This is a genomic window from Streptomyces sp. DH12 (assembly GCF_020873895.1).
Lineage (GTDB): Bacteria > Actinomycetota > Actinomycetes > Streptomycetales > Streptomycetaceae > Streptomyces.
Genome location: NZ_JAHWGT010000050.1, coordinates 22,439 through 39,789 on the forward strand (window position 1 = coordinate 22,439; position 17,351 = coordinate 39,789).

The window sequence follows — 17,351 nt, forward strand, 5'->3', positions numbered from 1 at the left end:
CGCGGCACAAACCGTTTCACGGGCATCGCGGCACGCCCCATAGGATTGGGCCAAAACCGCTCACTCACCCCTGAGGATCGCTGCATGCCTGGCATCACGCGCGAGGAGGTCGTCCACCTCGCACGGCTGGCGCGTCTGGAGCTGAAGGGCGAAGAGGTCGACCACTTCGCCACCCAGCTCGACGACATCATCGGCGCGGTCGCCCGCGTTTCCGAGGTCGCCGACCAAGACGTCCCGCCGACCTCCCACCCGCTGCCGCTGACGAACGTCATGCGCGCGGACGAGGTCCGTCCGTCGCTCAGCCCCGAGCAGGCGCTCTCCGGAGCCCCCGCCCAGGAGCAGCAGCGTTTCAAGGTGCCGCAGATCCTCGGGGAGGACTGACCGACATGACGGACAGCACCATCACGAAGCTGACGGCCGCCGAGCTGGCGGCGAGGATCGCCTCGGGCGAGCTCACCGCCGTCGAGGTCACCGAGGCCCACCTCGCCCGCATCGAGGCGGTCGACGAGAAGGTCCACGCCTTCCTGCACGTCGACCGCGAGGGCGCGCTCGCCCAGGCCCGCGCCGTGGACGACAAGCGCGAGCGCGGCGAGGCCCTCGGCCCGCTCGCCGGCGTGCCGCTCGCCCTCAAGGACATCTTCACCACCCGGTCCATGCCGACCACCGTCGGATCGAAGATGCTGGAGGGCTGGCTCCCGCCGTACGACGCGACGCTGGTCGGTCGGCTGCGCGCCGCCGACGTCGTCATCCTCGGCAAGACCAACATGGACGAGTTCGCCATGGGCTCCTCCACCGAGAACAGCGCCTACGGCCCCACCGGCAACCCCTGGGACCTCACGCGGATCCCCGGCGGCTCCGGCGGCGGCTCCTCCGCGGCGCTCGCCTCGTACGAGGCGCCCCTGGCCATCGGCACGGACACGGGCGGCTCCATCCGCCAGCCCGCCGCCGTCACCGGCACGGTCGGCGTCAAGCCGACGTACGGCGCGGTGTCCCGCTACGGCATGGTCGCGTTCTCCTCCTCCCTTGATCAGGGCGGCCCCTGCGCCCGCACCGTCCTCGACGCGGCCCTGCTGCACGAGGTGATCGCCGGGCACGACCCGCTGGACTCCACGTCCATCGACGCCCCCGTCCCGCCGGTCGTCGAGGCCGCGCGGAACGGCACCGTCACCGGCATGCGCGTCGGCGTCGTCAAGCAGTTCCGCGGCGAGGGCTACCAGGCCGGCGTCCTGCAGCGGTTCGACGAGTCGGTCGAGCTGCTGAAGGAGCTGGGCGCCGAGGTCGTCGAGCTGGACTGCCCCTCCTTCGACCTGGCGCTCTCCGCGTACTACCTGATCGCCCCCTCGGAGTGCTCCTCCAACCTGGCGCGCTTCGACGGCCTGCGCTACGGCCTGCGGGCCGGCGACGACGGCACCCGCTCGGCGGAGGAGGTCACCTCCCTCACCCGCGAGGCGGGCTTCGGCGACGAGGTGAAGCGCCGCATCATGCTCGGCACGTACGCGCTCAGCTCCGGCTACTACGACGCGTACTACGGCTCCGCGCAGAAGGTCCGCACGCTCATCACGCGCGACTTCGAGCGCGCCTTCGAGCAGGTCGACGTGATCGTCTCCCCGACGACGCCGACCACCGCCTTCCCGATCGGCGAGCGCGCCGACGACCCGATGGCGATGTACCTGGCCGACCTGTGCACCATCCCGACCAACCTCGCGGGCAACGCCGCCATGTCGCTGCCGTGCGGCCTGGCGCCGGAGGACGGCCTGCCCGTCGGCCTCCAGATCATCGCCCCGGCCATGAAGGACGACCGCCTGTATACGGTCGGCGCCGCGGTCGAGGCCGCGTTCACGGCCCGCTGGGGCCACCCGCTGCTGGAGGAGGCTCCGGCACTGTGAGCGACGCACGAGCGAACGGAGAGACGCTGTGAGCGCACTGAGCAAGGCGAAGGGCTTCAAGAAGTCCCGGACCGGCACGTACCTGTCCATCGGCACCACCGCCTTCGGCGCCGTCAGCGTGGTGAAGCAGCTGCGCCACGCGCGCACCGAGAGCGACACGCTGATGCTGCTGGACGCCGTCGTGTCGGCCGCCGCCATCGCGACGGGCCTCGCCATCCTGGTGCGCGAGTTGAAGCGCATCGGCGACGACGACGTCCTGTTCGGCTGAGAGGAACAGCTCCACCGTGATCGCCACGACTGACCTGGTGTCCTACGAGGACGCCCTTGCCACCTACGACCCCGTGATGGGCCTCGAGGTGCACGTCGAGCTCGGCACCCGCACCAAGATGTTCTGCGGCTGCTCCACCGAGCTGGGCGCCGAGCCGAACAGCCAGACCTGCCCGGTCTGCCTGGGCATGCCCGGCGCGCTGCCCGTGGTCAACGCCACCGGCGTCGAGTCCGCCATCAAGATCGGTCTCGCCCTGAACTGCGAGATCGCCGAGTGGTGCCGCTTCGCCCGGAAGAACTACTTCTATCCGGACATGCCGAAGAACTTCCAGACCTCCCAGTACGACGAGCCCATCGCCTTCGACGGCTACCTGGACGTCCAGCTGGAGGACGGTGAGGTCTTCCGCGTCGAGATCGAGCGCGCGCACATGGAGGAGGACACCGGCAAGTCGACGCACGTCGGCGGCGCCACCGGCCGCATCCACGGCGCGTCGCACTCGCTCCTCGACTACAACCGCGCGGGCATCCCGCTCATCGAGATCGTCACCAAGCCGATCGTCGGCGCCGGTGACCGCGCACCGGAGGTCGCCAAGGCGTACGTCTCCGAACTGCGCGCCCTGATCCGCGCCCTCGGCGTGTCCGAGGCGCGGATGGAGATGGGCCAGATGCGCTGCGATGTGAACCTGTCGCTGCGGCCCATCGGCCGGGAGAAGTTCGGCACCCGCAGCGAGACGAAGAACGTCAACTCGCTGCGCTCCGTCGAGCGGGCCGTCCGCTACGAGGTGCGGCGGCACGCCGCGGTCCTCTCCGGCGGCGGCACCATCGTGCAGGAGACCCGCCACTTCCACGAGGACGACGGCTCCACCACCTCCGGCCGGGTGAAGGAGGAGGCGGAGGACTACCGGTACTTCCCGGAGCCCGACCTCGTCCCGATCGCGCCGTCCCGCGCGTGGGTCGAGGAGATCCGCGCCGGGCTGCCGGAGCTGCCGCGCGTGCGCCGCAACCGGCTGCGCGAGGAGTGGGGCGTCTCGGAGCTGGACATGCAGGCCATCCTCAACGCCGGAGCGCTCGACCTCATCCTGGCCACGATCGACGCCGGCGCCCCGGCCGACCAGGCCCGCAAGTGGTGGATGGGCGAGCTGTCCCGGCAGGCCAACGAGTCCGGCACGGCCCTGGAGGAGCTGCGGATCACCCCGGCGCAGGTCGCCCGGGTCACCGCGCTCGTCTCGTCCGGCGACCTCAACGACAAGCTGGCCCGCCAGGTCATCGAGGGCGTGCTCGCGGGCGAGGGCGACCCGGACACCGTCGTCGAGAAGCGCGGCCTGAAGGTCGTCTCCGACGAGGGCGCCCTGACGGCGGCGGTCGCGGAGGCCATCGCCGGGAACGCCGCCATCGCGGACAAGATCCGCGGCGGCAAGGTCGCGGCGGCCGGTGCGCTGGTCGGCGCGGTCATGAAGGCCACGCGCGGCCAGGCCGACGCGGCCCGCGTCCGGGAGCTGATCCTGGAGCAGCTGGGCGTCAGCGAGCGCTGATCCGCCGGCGCCGCCGTGACGGCGGCGGTGGGTGAGGCGGTGCACCGGTCGACGGTGCGCCGCCTCCCGCGTTCCCGGGTCCCCGCCGCCGGCCGGCGGCGGGGACCCCGCCATTCGGAGCTGTGACGAAGCCCACGAAAGGGGCAAACGATCACTTTTCGCTGTCAGAGTTGGCGCCACAGGGTCAGGTGTTCCCCCGGGAGGTTCCCGGCGAAGGACCACGAACCTCAGGGAGCGAACCTTTTGGCAGCCATCGCGCGGTGGTGCGTGCGCCACCGACTCCTCGTCGTCCTGCTCTGGCTCGTCGCGTTCGGCGGCGCGGCGGCGGCCACGGGTGTCGCCGGGACCGCGTACTCCAACGAGTACGAGGCCCCGGGCACCGAGTCCGGCCGCGCGACGGCCGTGCTCCGGGAGGCGTTCCCGGGCGGCGGCAACGACAGCGCCACCGTCGTCTGGCACACCGACCGCGGCGACGTGCGTGCGCCGGCCGTCGAACAGCGGATCGCCCCCATGCTCGACGCGGTCGCCGCCCTGCCGGGGGTCGCGGCCGTCACCTCCCCGTACGGCCCCGCCGGCCTCCCCGAGGCCGCGGACGCCACGGCGGGCACGACCGGCATGACCGGCGCGGACGCCACGGCGGGCACCGGCGCGGACCCCGCGACCGCCGCGACCGGCGCCCGCGCGGCGGCGGCGCGGGAGGACATCCTCCACGGCGCGGTCAGCGAGGACGGCAGGACCGCCTACGCCACCGTCACCTTCGACCAGCGCGTGGAGGACATCGACGCGGCGCGGGCCGAGGCCCTGGTCGACACGGCCCGCCAGGCCGCCGGCGAGGGCCTCCGGGTCGAGGTCGGTGGGCGCGTCGCCGCGCTGACCGGGGGAGGCGGCGGGCACACCGCCGAGATCGTGGGCGTCGCCGTCGCCGCGGTCGTGCTCTTCCTGGCCTTCGGCTCCCTCGCGGCCAGCGCCCTGCCGATCGCCACGGCCCTGGTGAGCGTCGGCACCGCCGCCTCGGGCATCGCCCTGCTCGGCCACGTCATGACGGTCGCGGACTTCGCCCCGATGCTCGGCATGCTCATCGGGCTCGGCGTCGGAATCGACTACGCCCTGTTCATCGTCACGCGGCACCGCAAGAACCTCAAGCGCGGCCTCGGCGTCACCGAGGCCGCCGAGAGCGCCGTCGCCACCACCGGCCGGGCGGTCGTCTTCGCCGGCGCGACCGTCTGCATCGCCCTGCTCGGGATGCTCATCCTGCGGCTCGGCTTCCTCAACGGCGTCGCCATAGCGGCGTCCCTCACGGTGGTCCTCACCGTCGTCGCCTCCGTGACGCTTCTGCCCGCCCTGCTCTCCCTCATCGGCATGCGCGCGCTCTCCCGTCGCGAGCGCCGCCGCCTCGCCGAGCACGGCCCGCAGCCGGACCTGCCCACCGGGTTCGCCGCCCGCTGGTCCGCCTTCGTCGAGCGCCACCCGAAGAAGCTCGGCGCCGTCGCCGCCGTCGTGATGCTCGCCCTGGCGCTGCCCACGCTCTCGCTCCGCCTGGGCACGTCCGACCAGGGCAACGACCCCGCGTCGACCACCACCCGGCAGGCGTACGACCTGCTCGCCGGCGGCCCGGACGGCGGCGGCTTCGGCCCCGGCGTCAACGGGCCCCTCACCCTCGTCGCCGAGCTGGAGGGCGCCGGCGACCGCGTCGCCATGAGCCGGCTCCCGGCCCAGCTGACGGCCACGCCCGGCGTCGAGTCCGTCGGACCCGTCACGTACAGCGGCAGCGGCAACGCCGCGGTCGTCACCGTCGTACCGGACTCCGCGCCCCAGTCCCAGGCGACCAGCGACCTGGTCGACCGGCTCCGCCACGACGTCCTGCCCGCCGCCGAGGCGGGCAGCTCCCTGGACGTCCACGTCGGCGGCATCACCGCCGCGTACGACGACTTCGCCCAGGTCATCATCGACAAGCTGCCGCTCTTCGTCGGCGTCGTCATCACCCTCGGCTGCCTGCTGCTCCTGCTCGCCTTCCGGTCCGTCGGCATCCCGTTGAAGGCCGCCGCGATGAACGTCGCCGCCGTCGCCTCCGCGTTCGGGGTCGTCGTCGCCGTCTTCCAGTGGGGATGGGGCAGCGAACTGCTCGGCCTCGGCCGGGCGGGCCCCATCGAACCGTTCCTGCCGGTGATCGCGGTGGCGGTGCTCTTCGGACTCTCCATGGACTACCAGGTGTTCCTGGTGAGCCGCATGTACGAGGAGTGGCTGGAGACCCGGGACAACCGGCGGGCCGTCCGCGTCGGCCTCGCCGAGACCAGCCGGGTGATCAACTCCGCGGCCGTCATCATGATCGCGGTCTTCCTGGCGTTCGTCCTCTCCGGGGACCGGGTCATCGCGATGTTCGGCATCGGGCTCGCCGCGGCCGTCGCGCTCGACGCGTTCGTCCTGCGGACGCTGCTGGTGCCCGCGCTGATGCACCTGCTCGGCGGCGCCAACTGGTGGCTGCCCCGCTCCCTGGACCGGGTGCTGCCGCGCATCAGCGTCGAACCCCCCGAGGCGCCCGAGCCTGCGCGTGCGAAGATCCCCGGGACGCGCACGAGCGGAGACGGAGAGCTCGTGCCGTAGCCCGCCGCACCGCGGCGGGGGAGGGGCAGCACGTTCGGCACGTCCCCGGGCGGTGGCGCCGAGCCGGGCCCGCCGGAGCCGTGGCAGGCCGAGGAGTACGCGCACCTCGACCGGGGCCGGGTCACCCGCGCGGCCCGCACGACCATCGACTGGGCGGTCGACGTCCGGGGCGTCCACCGCGTCGAGTGGCTGGTCGCCGCCGGGAACGCGGCCGGCGTCGGCGTCGCCGCCCGCCTCGGCATGAGCCGGGACGGCGTCCTGCGCGAGAGCCACGCCCACCAAGGCGTCCGCCACGGACATGGAGGTCCATGTCCGTGGGCCCCGTGGACCCGGCGGGGTCCGGCGGCCATGCCCGCCCCGGCGGCCGTACCGTCACCGTGGCGGGCGCGAGGGCTGTCGGCCCGCTCCCCGGATCGCCGTCGCCGGCGTCCCCGCGGCCGAGGACCGGCCGCCGCGCCTCCTCGGCGATGTGCTCGCGCCCCGGCGCCGACAGCTCGTCCGTCGCGTCGCCGCACACGGGCGGCCGCCCGTCACCTGACCTCCAGCAGGAGGATCCTGTCGTCGCCGGCCTCGGGCGTGCCGCGGGTGTCGGTCTCGTTCGTGACCAGCCACAGCCGGTCGCCGCCCGCGGCCAGCACCGTGCGCAGCCGGCCGTACGTCCCCTCCAGGAACGCCTGGGGGGCCGCCGAGGGCTCCCCGCCCGCCAGCGGGACCCGCCACAGCCGCTCGCCGCGCAGCGCGGCCAGCCACACCGAGCCCCGCGCGACGGCGATGCCGCTCGGCGACGCCTCGGCCACGGGCCACTGGACGACCGGGTCGACGAACCCGCCCCCGCCGCCCTTGCCCTCCGCCTCGGGCCAGCCGTGGTTGCCGCCCGGCCGGACGAGGTTCAGCTCGTCGTACGTGTTCTGGCCGAACTCCGCCGCCCACAGCCGCTTCTGAGCGTCCCACGCGAGGCCCTGCACGTTGCGGTGGCCGTACGAGTAGACGACCGAGTCCGCCTCCGGGTTGCCGTGCACGGGCTGACCGTCGGGGGTCATCCGCAGGATCTTGCCGCCCAGCGACTCCTTGTCCTGGGCCAGCCCGGTGTCGCCGCTGTCGCCCGTGCCCACGTACAGCATCCCGTCCGGGCCGAACGCGATGCGCCCGCCGTTGTGGACCACGCCCTTGGGGATGTTCCGCAGGACCGTGTCGGGCGCTCCCAGCTGCCGCCCGGGGGGCGCGGTCTCGTCGTACAGCAGCCGCGCCACGCGGTTGTCGGACTCGGTGGTGAAGTAGGCGTAGACGAGGTGGTCCTCGGCGTACGTCGGGGAGAGCGCCAGCCCCAGCAGGCCGCCCTCCCCGCCGGAGGCCACGCCCGGCACCTCGCCGACCACGGTGAGCTCGCCGCTCTCGGCGTCCACGCGCGTGATGGTGCCCTCGTCGCGCGAGGAGACCAGCAGGTTCCCGTCGGGCAGCGCGGCCAGCCCCCACGGCGACTTCAGCCCCTGGGCCACCGTGGAGACCACCCGCACCGACCCCTTGGCGGGCGGCGCGGACGGCGAGGCCGACGCCGGGGCCGTCGGGGAGGCCGACGCGGCGGGGGTACGGGGCGGCTCGGCGGTCACGGGGTCCGCCGGGCCGCTCCCCCCGCCCGAGCACCCGGTCGCCAGCAGCAGCGCGGCAGCGGCCGAAACGGCCGTCACGGCAGGTCGTCGCACGGTTCTTGGTTCCTTCCCCGGGGGCGGAGTGGAGCTCGTCGCCGCCTACCCTAGGGGGCGTCAGGGCGCCCGGCCCGGCGTCCGCCCGGTGCCCGCCTCAGTCCCAGGAGCCGCGCGCCGGCGGCAGGGCGGCGATCTCCGCCAGGTCACGCGCCGTCAGCGCCAGCCGCGCCGCCCGCGCGTTCTCCACCGCCCAGCGCCCCCGCTTCGTGCCCGGCACCGGGACGACGTGCCGGCCCTGCGCGAGCGCCCAGGCCAGCGCGACCTGCGCCGGCGTCACCCCGGCCGCCGCCCCGCCGTGCCGCTCGGCCACCCGCCGCAGCCCGGCCACGATCGGCTGGTTGGCGGCCATCATCTCGGCGGTGAAGCGCGGGTGCCGCGCGCGCAGGTCCTCCGGCTCGAAGCCGCCGCCCGGGGTGAGCGTCCCGGTCAGGAAGCCGTTGCCGAGCGGCATCGCGGCCAGGAACCCCACGCCCCGCGCCGCGCACCACGGCAGCAGCCGGGCGAGGGCCTCCGGCGACCACACGGACAGCTCCGCCTGCACCGCGCTGACCGGGAACACCTGCTGCACCCGCTCCAGGAGGCGGATCGTTCCGCCGTACAGGTCCGCCGTGCCGCGCCGGGAGCCGCGCACGCCCACCGCGCACCACCCCAGCGCCCGCACCTTCCCCGCGGTCACCAGCTCCGCCATGGCGCCCCAGGTCTCCTCCACCGGCACCTCCGGGTCGGCCCGGTGCAGCTGGTACAGGTCGATCACGTCCGTCTGGAGCCGCCGCAGCGACGCGTCGCAGGCCCGCCGCACGTACGACGGTCGGCCGTTAGCCACGATGTGCCCGTCGCCCACCAGCAGCCCGCACTTGGTCGCGACGAACGCCTCCGCCCGCCGCTCCTTCAGGACCCGGCCGAGCAGCAGCTCGTTGGTGAAGGGCCCGTACATGTCGGCGGTGTCGAGCAGGGTCACCCCGGCGTCGAGCGCGGCGTGCACGGCGCCGAGCGAGCGGTCGCCGCGCTGCTGGGAGGCGCTGTACGCCCAGCTCATCGGCATGCAGCCGAGGCCGACCGCCCCCACGTCCAGCCCGGTCGCCCCGAGTGTCCTGCGCTCCAACTCCCCGTACCTCCCTGTGCGCTCCCGCAAAAACTAACCAATGGCCCGGCGCCCGCTTCGCTTAGCCTCCTGGCATGACTGCTGACGATGTGGACGACGTGACCCGGGACGTGTGGCTGCCCGTGCCCGCCGCGGAGATCGAGGGACTGCCGGACCCGGCCGCCACCGGCCTCGCCTACCGCTTCTGGGACGGCGGCCCCGACTTCCCGGCCGACCCGGCGAGGTGCGCCTTCTATGTGGTGCCGTACATGAAGGGCATGGAGATCGCGGTGCGGCCGCTCGCGGCGATGACCTCGCTGCGGGTGGTGCAGACCCTGTCGGCCGGCATAGACCACGTGACGCCGGGCCTCGGTGACGTGGCGCCCGGGGTGGCGCTGTGCAACGCCCGGGGCGTGCACGAGGCGAGTACGGCCGAACTCGCCCTGGCGCTGGTCCTCGCCTCGCTGCGCGACCTGCCCGGCTTCGTCCGGGGCCAGGACCGCGAGGAGTGGCGGGCCGGCTTCTACCCCTCGCTCGCCGACCGTTCCGTGCTGATCGTCGGGTACGGGTCGATCGGCGCGGCCATCGACGACCGGCTCGCGCCCTTCGAGTGCGCGCGGGTCGCACGCGTCGCACGCTCCGCGCGCACCACCGAGCGCGGTCCGGTGCACGCACTCACCGATCTGCCCGCGCTCCTGCCGGACGCCGACGTGGTGATCCTCTCCACGCCGTTGACCGAGGAGACCCACCACCTCGCCGACGCCGGCTTCCTGGCCCGGATGAAGGACGGGGCGCTCCTGGTCAACGTCGCCCGGGGCCCCGTGGTGGACACCAAGGCCCTGCTGGCGGAGGCGGCGAGCGGGCGCCTGAAGGCCGCGCTCGACGTCACCGACCCCGAGCCGCTGCCCGCCGGCCACCCGCTGTGGCACGCGCCGGGCGTGCTGATCAGCCCGCACGTGGGCGGTTCGACCTCGGCGTTCATGCCGCGCGCGAAGCGCCTGATGGCGGACCAGCTGACCCGGTTCACGGCGGGCGAGCCGCTGCGCAACGTCGTCCTCACCACCGCCTAGCCCCGCCCGCCCCCACCGCGCCCCGGGCGCCCCGCGCCCCGGACCGAGGCCGGCGAGGCCCGTGTGGTCCGTACCGGCAGCGGGTACCCGGGGCATGTTCCATCCGCACGCACCGGTGGAACGCACCGGTGTCGAGTGACTGCGGCCCATACACCCGGACCGATACGCTCCGGAGCGCCACGAGTGCGCTCCGTGTCTATAAACATCTTGATCGTTACGGAGCGTATAAGGGCCCTGTCGCTGAGTGACGAACCTGGTGTATCGTCGCGATTCGGGGGCGCGTCGAGCACGGGAACCGACGCCGGGGAACGAGTGACGCCGACGTGATTGCCGATCAGAATCCGAGGGGGGCGACGGGCGATGCGCGGACCGACCAGCAACGATCCGAGGCGGCGGGGTGGCCGGGTCCCCCGTACCGGGGCGATCCGGACGGGGGCCTTCCGGTGAGCGCCCCCGGTGTGGTCATCGAGCGCCGGCCGGTCGCCGGCGGCAGCGGCCGAGGCGAGGGACCCGGCGGAGGGGGCGGCGCGGGCGGCGCGACGGGGCAGCTGCTCCTCGCCGTCCTGTGCGCCGCGTACGCGGCCGGCGCCCTGCTCGGCTGGGGCTCCGAGGAACTGGCACTGGTGATGGGCGACTTCGGGCTCAGTGTTGCCGCCCTGGTCGCGTCCGTCTCGTGCTTCCGTTACGCGCGCGCGCACGGCAGCCGCTTCCGCCCGGCCTGGATGCTCTTCTCGCTCTCCTCCGCCATGGCCGGCTGCGGCAACGCCGTCTGGGGCTGGTACGAGGTGGTGCTCGACCGGCCCGTCCCGAGCCCGTCCCTCGCCGACCTGTTCTTCCTGCTCTTCGCGCCACCGGCCATCGTCGGCCTGCTGGTCCTGGCCAAGCGCCCCGTCACCCGGGCCGGCTGGGTGTGCCTCGGCCTCGACTCGTGGCTCATCGCCGGGTCCCTCCTCACGCTGTCCTGGAGCCTCGCGCTCGCGCACACGGCGCAGTTCGAAGGCGAGAGCGTCGCCCGCACGGCGCTCTCCCTCGCCTACCCGCTCCTCGACATCGTGCTCGTCAGCATGGTGCTTGCACTGCACTTCTGCCGCTCCAAGGGCAACCGCTCCGCGGTCCACACCGCCATCGCGGCACTCGCCCTGACGGTCCTGTGCGACGCGCTGTTCACCTCGCCGCTGCTGCGCGACACCTACCGCTCCGGGCAGCTGCTCGACGCCGGCTGGTTCGCGGGCTCCCTGCTCCTTGCCTACGCCCCCTGGGGGCCCCGCAGGGCACCCGAGGCGGCGTCGGCGCCCCCGCAGCGCGGCCCGCGCCCGCAGCGGCCCGCCAGCCGCCCCATCGCCGGGTCGCTCGCGGCGCTCACGCCGTACCTCGCGGCGGCGGTGTGCACGCTCAGCATCCTGTACTCCGTCATCGAGGGCCGCCGAGTGGACCGCGTCGTCGTCTTCACCGGCTGTACGGTCGTGCTGGCCCTCGTCGTCCGGCAGGGGATCATGCTGCTGGACAACATCGCCCTCACCCAGGAGCTGGCGCAGAAGGAGAACCACTTCCGCTCGCTCGTGCAGAGCTCCAGCGACGTCATCATGATCGCCGCACCCAGCGGCGTCCTGCGCTACGTCAGCCCCGCCGCCTCCGGCGTCTACGGCCGGGACGCCGACGAACTGGTCGGCACGGAGCTGTCCGCCCTCATCCACCCCGACGACCTCGGCGGCGTCGTCCACGAGGTGCGGCGGTTCCTCGCCGCGTCGCCGGCGGAGGAGCCCACGACCCGCATCGAGTGCCGCTTCCGCTCCGGCACCGGCGACTGGCTCAACGTCGAGTCCACCGTCAACCGCCACCAGGGCGGACTCATCTTCAACAGCCGGGACGTCACCGAGCGGGTCCGCCTCCAGGCGCAGCTCCAGCACAACGCCGAGCACGACCCGCTCACCGACCTGCCCAACCGCGCGCTCTTCACCCACCGCGTCCGGCAGGCCCTCGGGGGCCGCCGCTGCGGCGACTCCGGCACGGCCGTGCTCTTCATCGACCTGGACGGCTTCAAGGGCGTCAACGACCGCCTGGGCCACCAGGCGGGCGACGAGCTGCTCATCCAGGCCGCCCGCCGCCTCCAGGAGTCCGTACGGGCCGGGGACACCGCCGCCCGCCTCGGCGGCGACGAGTTCGCCGCGCTCATCGCCGGCGACGCCGGGCACGACCCGGCCGCCCGCGAGTTCCAGGTCCACGAGATCGCCGACCGGCTGCGCCTCACCCTCTCCCAGCCGTACCAGGTCGACGGCTCCGAGGTGCGGGTCGCCGCGTCCATCGGCGTAGCCTTCGCCGAGCCCGGCATCAGCGCCGGGGACCTCCTGCGCAACGCCGACCTCGCCATGTACCGCGCCAAGGCGGCCGGCAAGAACCGCGTCGAGCTGTACGCCCCGCAGATGCAGGCGGAGGTCGTACGCCGCACCGAGGTCGCCGCGCGGCTGCGCACGGCCCTGCACGACGGCGAGTTCGCCCTGCTGCACCAGCCCGTCGTCGACCTCGCCACCGGCCGGGTCGCCGCCGTGGCCGCCCAGGCCCGCTGGCGCTCCGCCCAGGGCATCCTCTTCACCCCGGCCGAGTTCCTCCGCGTCACCGAGGACGGCGGCGAGCGCACCGCCGAGCTCTCCCGGTGGCTCCTGGAGGAGGCCGTCGCCCGCGCCGCCGAGCGGCACCGCCTCGGCCACCGCACCCCCGTCTCGGTCCGCGTCCCCGCCCGCCGCCTCCTCGACCGGTCCGCGCCGCTCGCCACCGTGGAGGCCCTCCTCAACCGGCACGGGCTGCCCTCCGGGGCGCTCGTCGTGGAGCTCGCCGACAGCGATCCCCGCCTCTCCTTCGACGACCTCGAACAGCGCCTCGTCGCCCTCCGCAGGCTCGGCGTGCGCATCGCGCTCGACGGGTTCGGCAGCGGATACGCCGCGATCAACGCCCTGCGCCGGCTGCCGGTCGACATACTGAAGCTGGACCGGAGCCTGGTGGAGGGCGTCGTCGAGTCGGCCCGGCTGCACAAGATCACCAGCGGGCTGCTCAGGATCGCCGGCGACCTCGGGCTCCAGTCCGTGGCCGAGGGCGTCGACGTCCCCGAACAGGTCCACGCCCTGCGCGCCATGGGCTGCACGCACGCCCAGGGCGCGGCCTTCTCCGGGCCGCTCGACGAGCACCGGCTGCGGCGCGCCCTGGTCCGGGACGACTTCCCGGTACCTGGCGGGAGGATGCCCCTCCCGGTGCTGACCGGCGGCGCGCTCCCGCCCAGCGCGCTCCCCCCGATGCGCTCACATAATGAGACGCGCGTCCCACCCACTTGACACTGACGGTGCGCCGGGTGGAGGGTCAGTTCCATGCGCACCCGAATTCTCGTACTTGGAAAGCGCGTCGGCTGAGCAGGTCCCGATCCACACGGCCCTGCGGACCCACACCGGCGCGCTCCCCTCGCTTGCCTCACGGCACGAGGGGTTTTTTGTTGCACCGGCGCCCCACGACAGACCTTGACAGACACCGACAGACCCGCTGAAAACCCTCGCCACCACCCTCAGCTCCGAGAAGAGATTGCGATGACCGAGCAGGCCACCGGGGCCCACCACCCGCAGCCGCGGCCCCGTTCCGGCGGACAGCCCTCCGCCACCGTCGAACACGTCACGGGCGCCCAGTCCCTCATCCGCTCTCTCGAGGAAGTCGGGGCCGACACCGTGTTCGGCATCCCCGGCGGCGCGATCCTCCCCGCCTACGACCCGATGATGGACTCCACCCGGGTCCGCCACGTCCTGGTCCGCCACGAGCAGGGCGCGGGCCACGCCGCCACCGGGTACGCCCAGGCCACCGGCAGGGTCGGCGTCTGCATGGCCACCTCCGGGCCGGGCGCGACCAACCTCGTCACCCCCATCGCCGACGCCCACATGGACTCCGTCCCGCTGGTCGCGATCACCGGTCAGGTCTCGTCGAAGGCGATCGGCACCGACGCCTTCCAGGAAGCCGACATCTGCGGCATCACCATGCCGATCACCAAGCACAACTTCCTGGTCACCAAGGCCGAGGACATCCCGCGCACCATCGCCGAGGCCTTCCACATCGCCTCCACCGGCCGCCCGGGCCCGGTCCTGGTCGACATCGCCAAGGACGCCCTCCAGGCGAGGACCACCTTCAGCTGGCCGCCGCAGACCGACCTGCCCGGCTACCGCCCGGTGACCAAGCCGCACGCCAAGCAGATCCGCGAGGCCGCGAAGCTGATCACCGCCGCCAAGCGCCCCGTCCTGTACGTCGGCGGCGGCGTCCTGAAGGCCGGCGCCACCGCCGAGCTGAAGGTCCTCGCCGAGCTGACCGGCGCGCCCGTCACCACCACGCTGATGGCGCTCGGCGCCTTCCCCGACTCGCACCCGCTGCACGTGGGCATGCCCGGCATGCACGGCGCCGTCACCGCCGTCACCGCCCTGCAGAAGGCCGACCTGATCGTCGCCCTCGGCGCCCGCTTCGACGACCGCGTCACCGGCAAGCTCGACAGCTTCGCCCCCTTCGCCAAGATCGTCCACGCGGACATCGACCCGGCCGAGATCGGCAAGAACCGCGCCGCCGACGTCCCGATCGTCGGCGACGCCCGCGAGGTCATCGCCGACCTCGTCCAGGCGGTCCAGGCCGAGCACACCGCCGGCAACGCCGGGGACTACACCGGCTGGTGGAAGGACCTCAACCGCTGGCGCGACACCTACCCGCTCGGCTACGACCAGCCCGAGGACGGCAGCCTCGCCCCCCAGCAGGTCATCGAGCGCATCGGCAGGATGGCCCCGGCGGGCACGATCTTCGCCGCCGGCGTCGGCCAGCACCAGATGTGGGCCGCCCACTTCATCGACTACGACGAGCCGGCCACCTGGCTCAACTCCGGCGGCGCCGGGACCATGGGGTACGCCGTCCCGGCGGCCATGGGCGCCAAGGCGGGTGCCCCGGACCGCACGGTCTGGGCCATCGACGGCGACGGCTGCTTCCAGATGACCAACCAGGAACTGGTCACCTGCGCCCTCAACAACATCCCGATCAAGGTCGCCATCATCAACAACGGCGCCCTCGGCATGGTCCGCCAGTGGCAGACCCTCTTCTACAACCAGCGCTACTCCAACACCGTCCTGCACTCCGGCCCGGAGGCGGACGGCAGGCAGCCGAGCGCCGGCACCCGCATCCCCGACTTCGTGAAGCTGTCCGAGGCCATGGGCTGCGTCGCCCTGCGCTGCGAGCGCCCCGAGGACCTGGACAAGGTCATCGCCGAGGCCAACGCCATCGACGACCGCCCGGTCGTCGTCGACTTCATCGTCCACGAGGACGCCCAGGTGTGGCCGATGGTCGCCGCCGGCACCTCCAACGACGAGGTCATGGCCGCCCGCGGCGTCCGCCCCGACTTCGGCGACAGCGAAGACGACTGAGGCGTCAGAGAGCAGTCAGGAAAGGTACGAGACACATGTCCAAGCACACGCTCTCCGTCCTGGTGGAGAACACCCCCGGCATCCTCGCCCGGATCGCCGCCCTCTTCTCCCGCCGCGGCTTCAACATCGACTCGCTCGCCGTCGGCGTCACCGAGCACCCCGACATCAGCCGCATCACCATCGTGGTCAACGTCGAGGACCTGCCGCTGGAGCAGGTGACCAAGCAGCTCAACAAGCTGGTCAACGTCCTGAAGATCGTCGAGCTGGAGCCCGGCGCCGCGATCGCCCGCGAGCTCGTCCTCGTCAAGGTCCGCGCCGACAACGAGACCCGCTCCCAGATCGTCGAGATCGTCCAGCTGTTCCGCGCCAAGACCGTGGACGTCTCGCCCGAGGCGGTCACCATCGAGGCCACCGGATCGAGTGACAAGCTGGAGGCGATGCTGAAGATGCTGGAGCAGTTCGGCATCAAGGAGCTCGTCCAGTCGGGCACGATCGCCATAGGGCGTGGTGCCCGGTCCATCACCGACCGGTCGCTGCGCGCCCTCGACCGCTCGGCGTAGCCCGCGCGCGGTCCGCGTGGCGAGACCCCTCGACGCCCCCGTCCCCGCCCACCGTACGGTGGGACGCACCACCGAACACCCAAGGAGAAACCCAGTGGCCGAGCTGTTCTACGACGACGACGCCGACCTGTCCATCATCCAGGGCCGCAAGGTCGCGGTGATCGGTTACGGCAGCCAGGGCCACGCCCACGCGCTGTCCCTCCGCGACTCCGGTGTCGACGTCCGCGTCGGCCTGCACGAGGGCTCGAAGTCCAAGGCGAAGGCCGAGGAGCAGGGCCTGCGCGTGGTCACCCCGGCGGAGGCCGCCGCCGAGGCCGACGTCATCATGATCCTCATCCCGGACCCGATCCAGGCCCAGGTCTACGAGGACTCGATCAAGGGCAACCTCAAGGACGGCGACGCGCTGTTCTTCGCCCACGGCTTCAACGTCCGGTTCGGCTTCATCAAGCCCCCGGCCGGCGTGGACGTCGCCCTCGTCGCCCCGAAGGGCCCGGGCCACCTGGTCCGCCGTCAGTACGAGGAAGGCCGCGGCGTCCCGGCGATCGCCGCCGTCGAACAGGACGCCACCGGCAACGCCTTCGCGCTCGCCCTGTCCTACGCCAAGGCCATCGGCGGCACCCGTGCGGGCGTCATCAAGACGACCTTCACCGAGGAGACCGAGACCGACCTCTTCGGCGAGCAGGCCGTGCTCTGCGGCGGTGCCTCCGCGCTCGTCAAGGCGGGCTTCGAGACCCTGGTGGAGGCCGGCTACCAGCCGGAGATCGCCTACTTCGAGTGCCTCCACGAGCTGAAGCTCATCGTCGACCTGATGTACGAGGGCGGCCTGGAGAAGATGCGCTGGTCGGTCTCCGAGACCGCCGAGTGGGGCGACTACGTCACCGGCCCCCGCATCATCACCGACGCCACCAAGGCCGAGATGAAGAAGGTCCTCTCCGAGATCCAGGACGGCACCTTCGCCAAGAACTGGATGGACGAGTACCACGGCGGCCTGAAGAAGTACGACGAGTACAAGACGCAGGACTCCGAGCACCTGCTGGAGACCACCGGCAAGGAGCTGCGCAAGCTCATGAGCTGGGTGGACGACGACAAGGCGTGAGCCGCCGCGGCGGGATCGTCGACGAGGAGGCGCTGTACGCGGCGCTGAAGGAGGGCCGCGTCGCGGGCGCCGGCCTGGACGTGTACGCGAAGGAGCCCTGCACGGACTCCCCGCTGTTCGAGCTCGACCAGG

12 protein-coding genes and 1 pseudogene are annotated in these 17,351 nt (G+C 73.1%); 11 read left to right on the top strand and 2 right to left on the bottom strand.

The window, feature by feature from the left end; genetic code table 11:
• The first annotated feature begins 84 nt into the window (after positions 1-84).
• The 5 genes from gatC to LPA54_RS30490 all read left to right on the top strand — a co-directional run bounded on the left by gatC (position 85) and on the right by LPA54_RS30490 (position 6,286).
• Positions 85-381, top strand: a complete 297-nt coding sequence (gene gatC / locus LPA54_RS30470; RefSeq protein WP_058942666.1) for an Asp-tRNA(Asn)/Glu-tRNA(Gln) amidotransferase subunit GatC — start codon at positions 85-87, stop codon at positions 379-381.
• The gene (gene gatA / locus LPA54_RS30475) at positions 378-1,886 is read left to right on the top strand and encodes an Asp-tRNA(Asn)/Glu-tRNA(Gln) amidotransferase subunit GatA (RefSeq protein ID WP_228983864.1); all 1,509 of its coding nucleotides are present in this window, start codon (positions 378-380) and stop codon (positions 1,884-1,886) included. The genes gatC and gatA overlap by 4 nt, the downstream gene beginning before the upstream one ends.
• A 28-nt stretch (positions 1,887-1,914) precedes the next feature.
• The gene (locus LPA54_RS30480) at positions 1,915-2,154 is read left to right on the top strand and encodes a hypothetical protein (protein WP_058942668.1); all 240 of its coding nucleotides are present in this window, start codon (positions 1,915-1,917) and stop codon (positions 2,152-2,154) included.
• 16 nt (positions 2,155-2,170) lie between these two features.
• Complete coding sequence (gatB, locus tag LPA54_RS30485) at positions 2,171-3,685, top strand: Asp-tRNA(Asn)/Glu-tRNA(Gln) amidotransferase subunit GatB (protein ID WP_228983856.1); 1,515 nt, start codon at positions 2,171-2,173, stop codon at positions 3,683-3,685.
• 243 nt (positions 3,686-3,928) lie between these two features.
• Positions 3,929-6,286, top strand: coding sequence for an MMPL family transporter (locus LPA54_RS30490; protein WP_228983857.1), 2,358 nt, complete (start codon positions 3,929-3,931; stop codon positions 6,284-6,286).
• 530 nt (positions 6,287-6,816) lie between these two features.
• Here the strand turns inward: LPA54_RS30490 and LPA54_RS30500 are convergent.
• On the bottom strand, positions 6,817-7,971 hold the full coding sequence (locus LPA54_RS30500) for a sorbosone dehydrogenase family protein (RefSeq protein ID WP_228983865.1): 1,155 nt from the start codon (positions 7,969-7,971) through the stop codon (positions 6,817-6,819).
• 112 nt (positions 7,972-8,083) lie between these two features.
• Positions 8,084-9,091 (bottom strand): aldo/keto reductase, encoded by a 1,008-nt coding sequence (locus tag LPA54_RS30505; RefSeq protein ID WP_228983858.1) that lies wholly within the window; start codon positions 9,089-9,091, stop codon positions 8,084-8,086.
• Positions 9,092-9,201: 110 nt separating this feature from the next.
• Here LPA54_RS30505 and LPA54_RS30510 point away from each other — a divergent pair, with 110 nt between their 5' ends.
• The 6 genes and pseudogenes from LPA54_RS30510 to LPA54_RS30535 form a co-directional block, all read left to right on the top strand.
• Complete coding sequence (locus tag LPA54_RS30510; RefSeq protein ID WP_228983866.1) at positions 9,202-10,140, top strand: 2-hydroxyacid dehydrogenase; 939 nt, start codon at positions 9,202-9,204, stop codon at positions 10,138-10,140.
• 548 nt (positions 10,141-10,688) lie between these two features.
• Positions 10,689-13,463 carry an EAL domain-containing protein gene (locus LPA54_RS30515; protein ID WP_228983868.1) on the top strand — a complete coding sequence of 925 codons (2,775 nt, stop codon included), beginning with the start codon at positions 10,689-10,691 and terminating at the stop codon, positions 13,461-13,463.
• A gap of 246 nt (positions 13,464-13,709) precedes the next feature.
• Positions 13,710-15,563, top strand: coding sequence for an acetolactate synthase large subunit (locus tag LPA54_RS30520; protein WP_228983859.1), 1,854 nt, complete (start codon positions 13,710-13,712; stop codon positions 15,561-15,563).
• Positions 15,564-15,598: 35 nt separating this feature from the next.
• A complete protein-coding gene (ilvN, locus tag LPA54_RS30525) occupies positions 15,599-16,123 on the top strand; it encodes an acetolactate synthase small subunit (protein WP_228983860.1) in 525 nt (174 codons plus the stop codon).
• A 94-nt stretch (positions 16,124-16,217) separates the two neighbouring features.
• Positions 16,218-17,219 (top strand): ketol-acid reductoisomerase, encoded by a 1,002-nt coding sequence (ilvC, locus tag LPA54_RS30530; protein WP_228983861.1) that lies wholly within the window; start codon positions 16,218-16,220, stop codon positions 17,217-17,219.
• Positions 17,219-17,351, top strand: a pseudogene (locus tag LPA54_RS30535) (NAD(P)-dependent oxidoreductase); the annotation flags it as partial. The gene ilvC and the pseudogene LPA54_RS30535, both read left to right, overlap by 1 nt.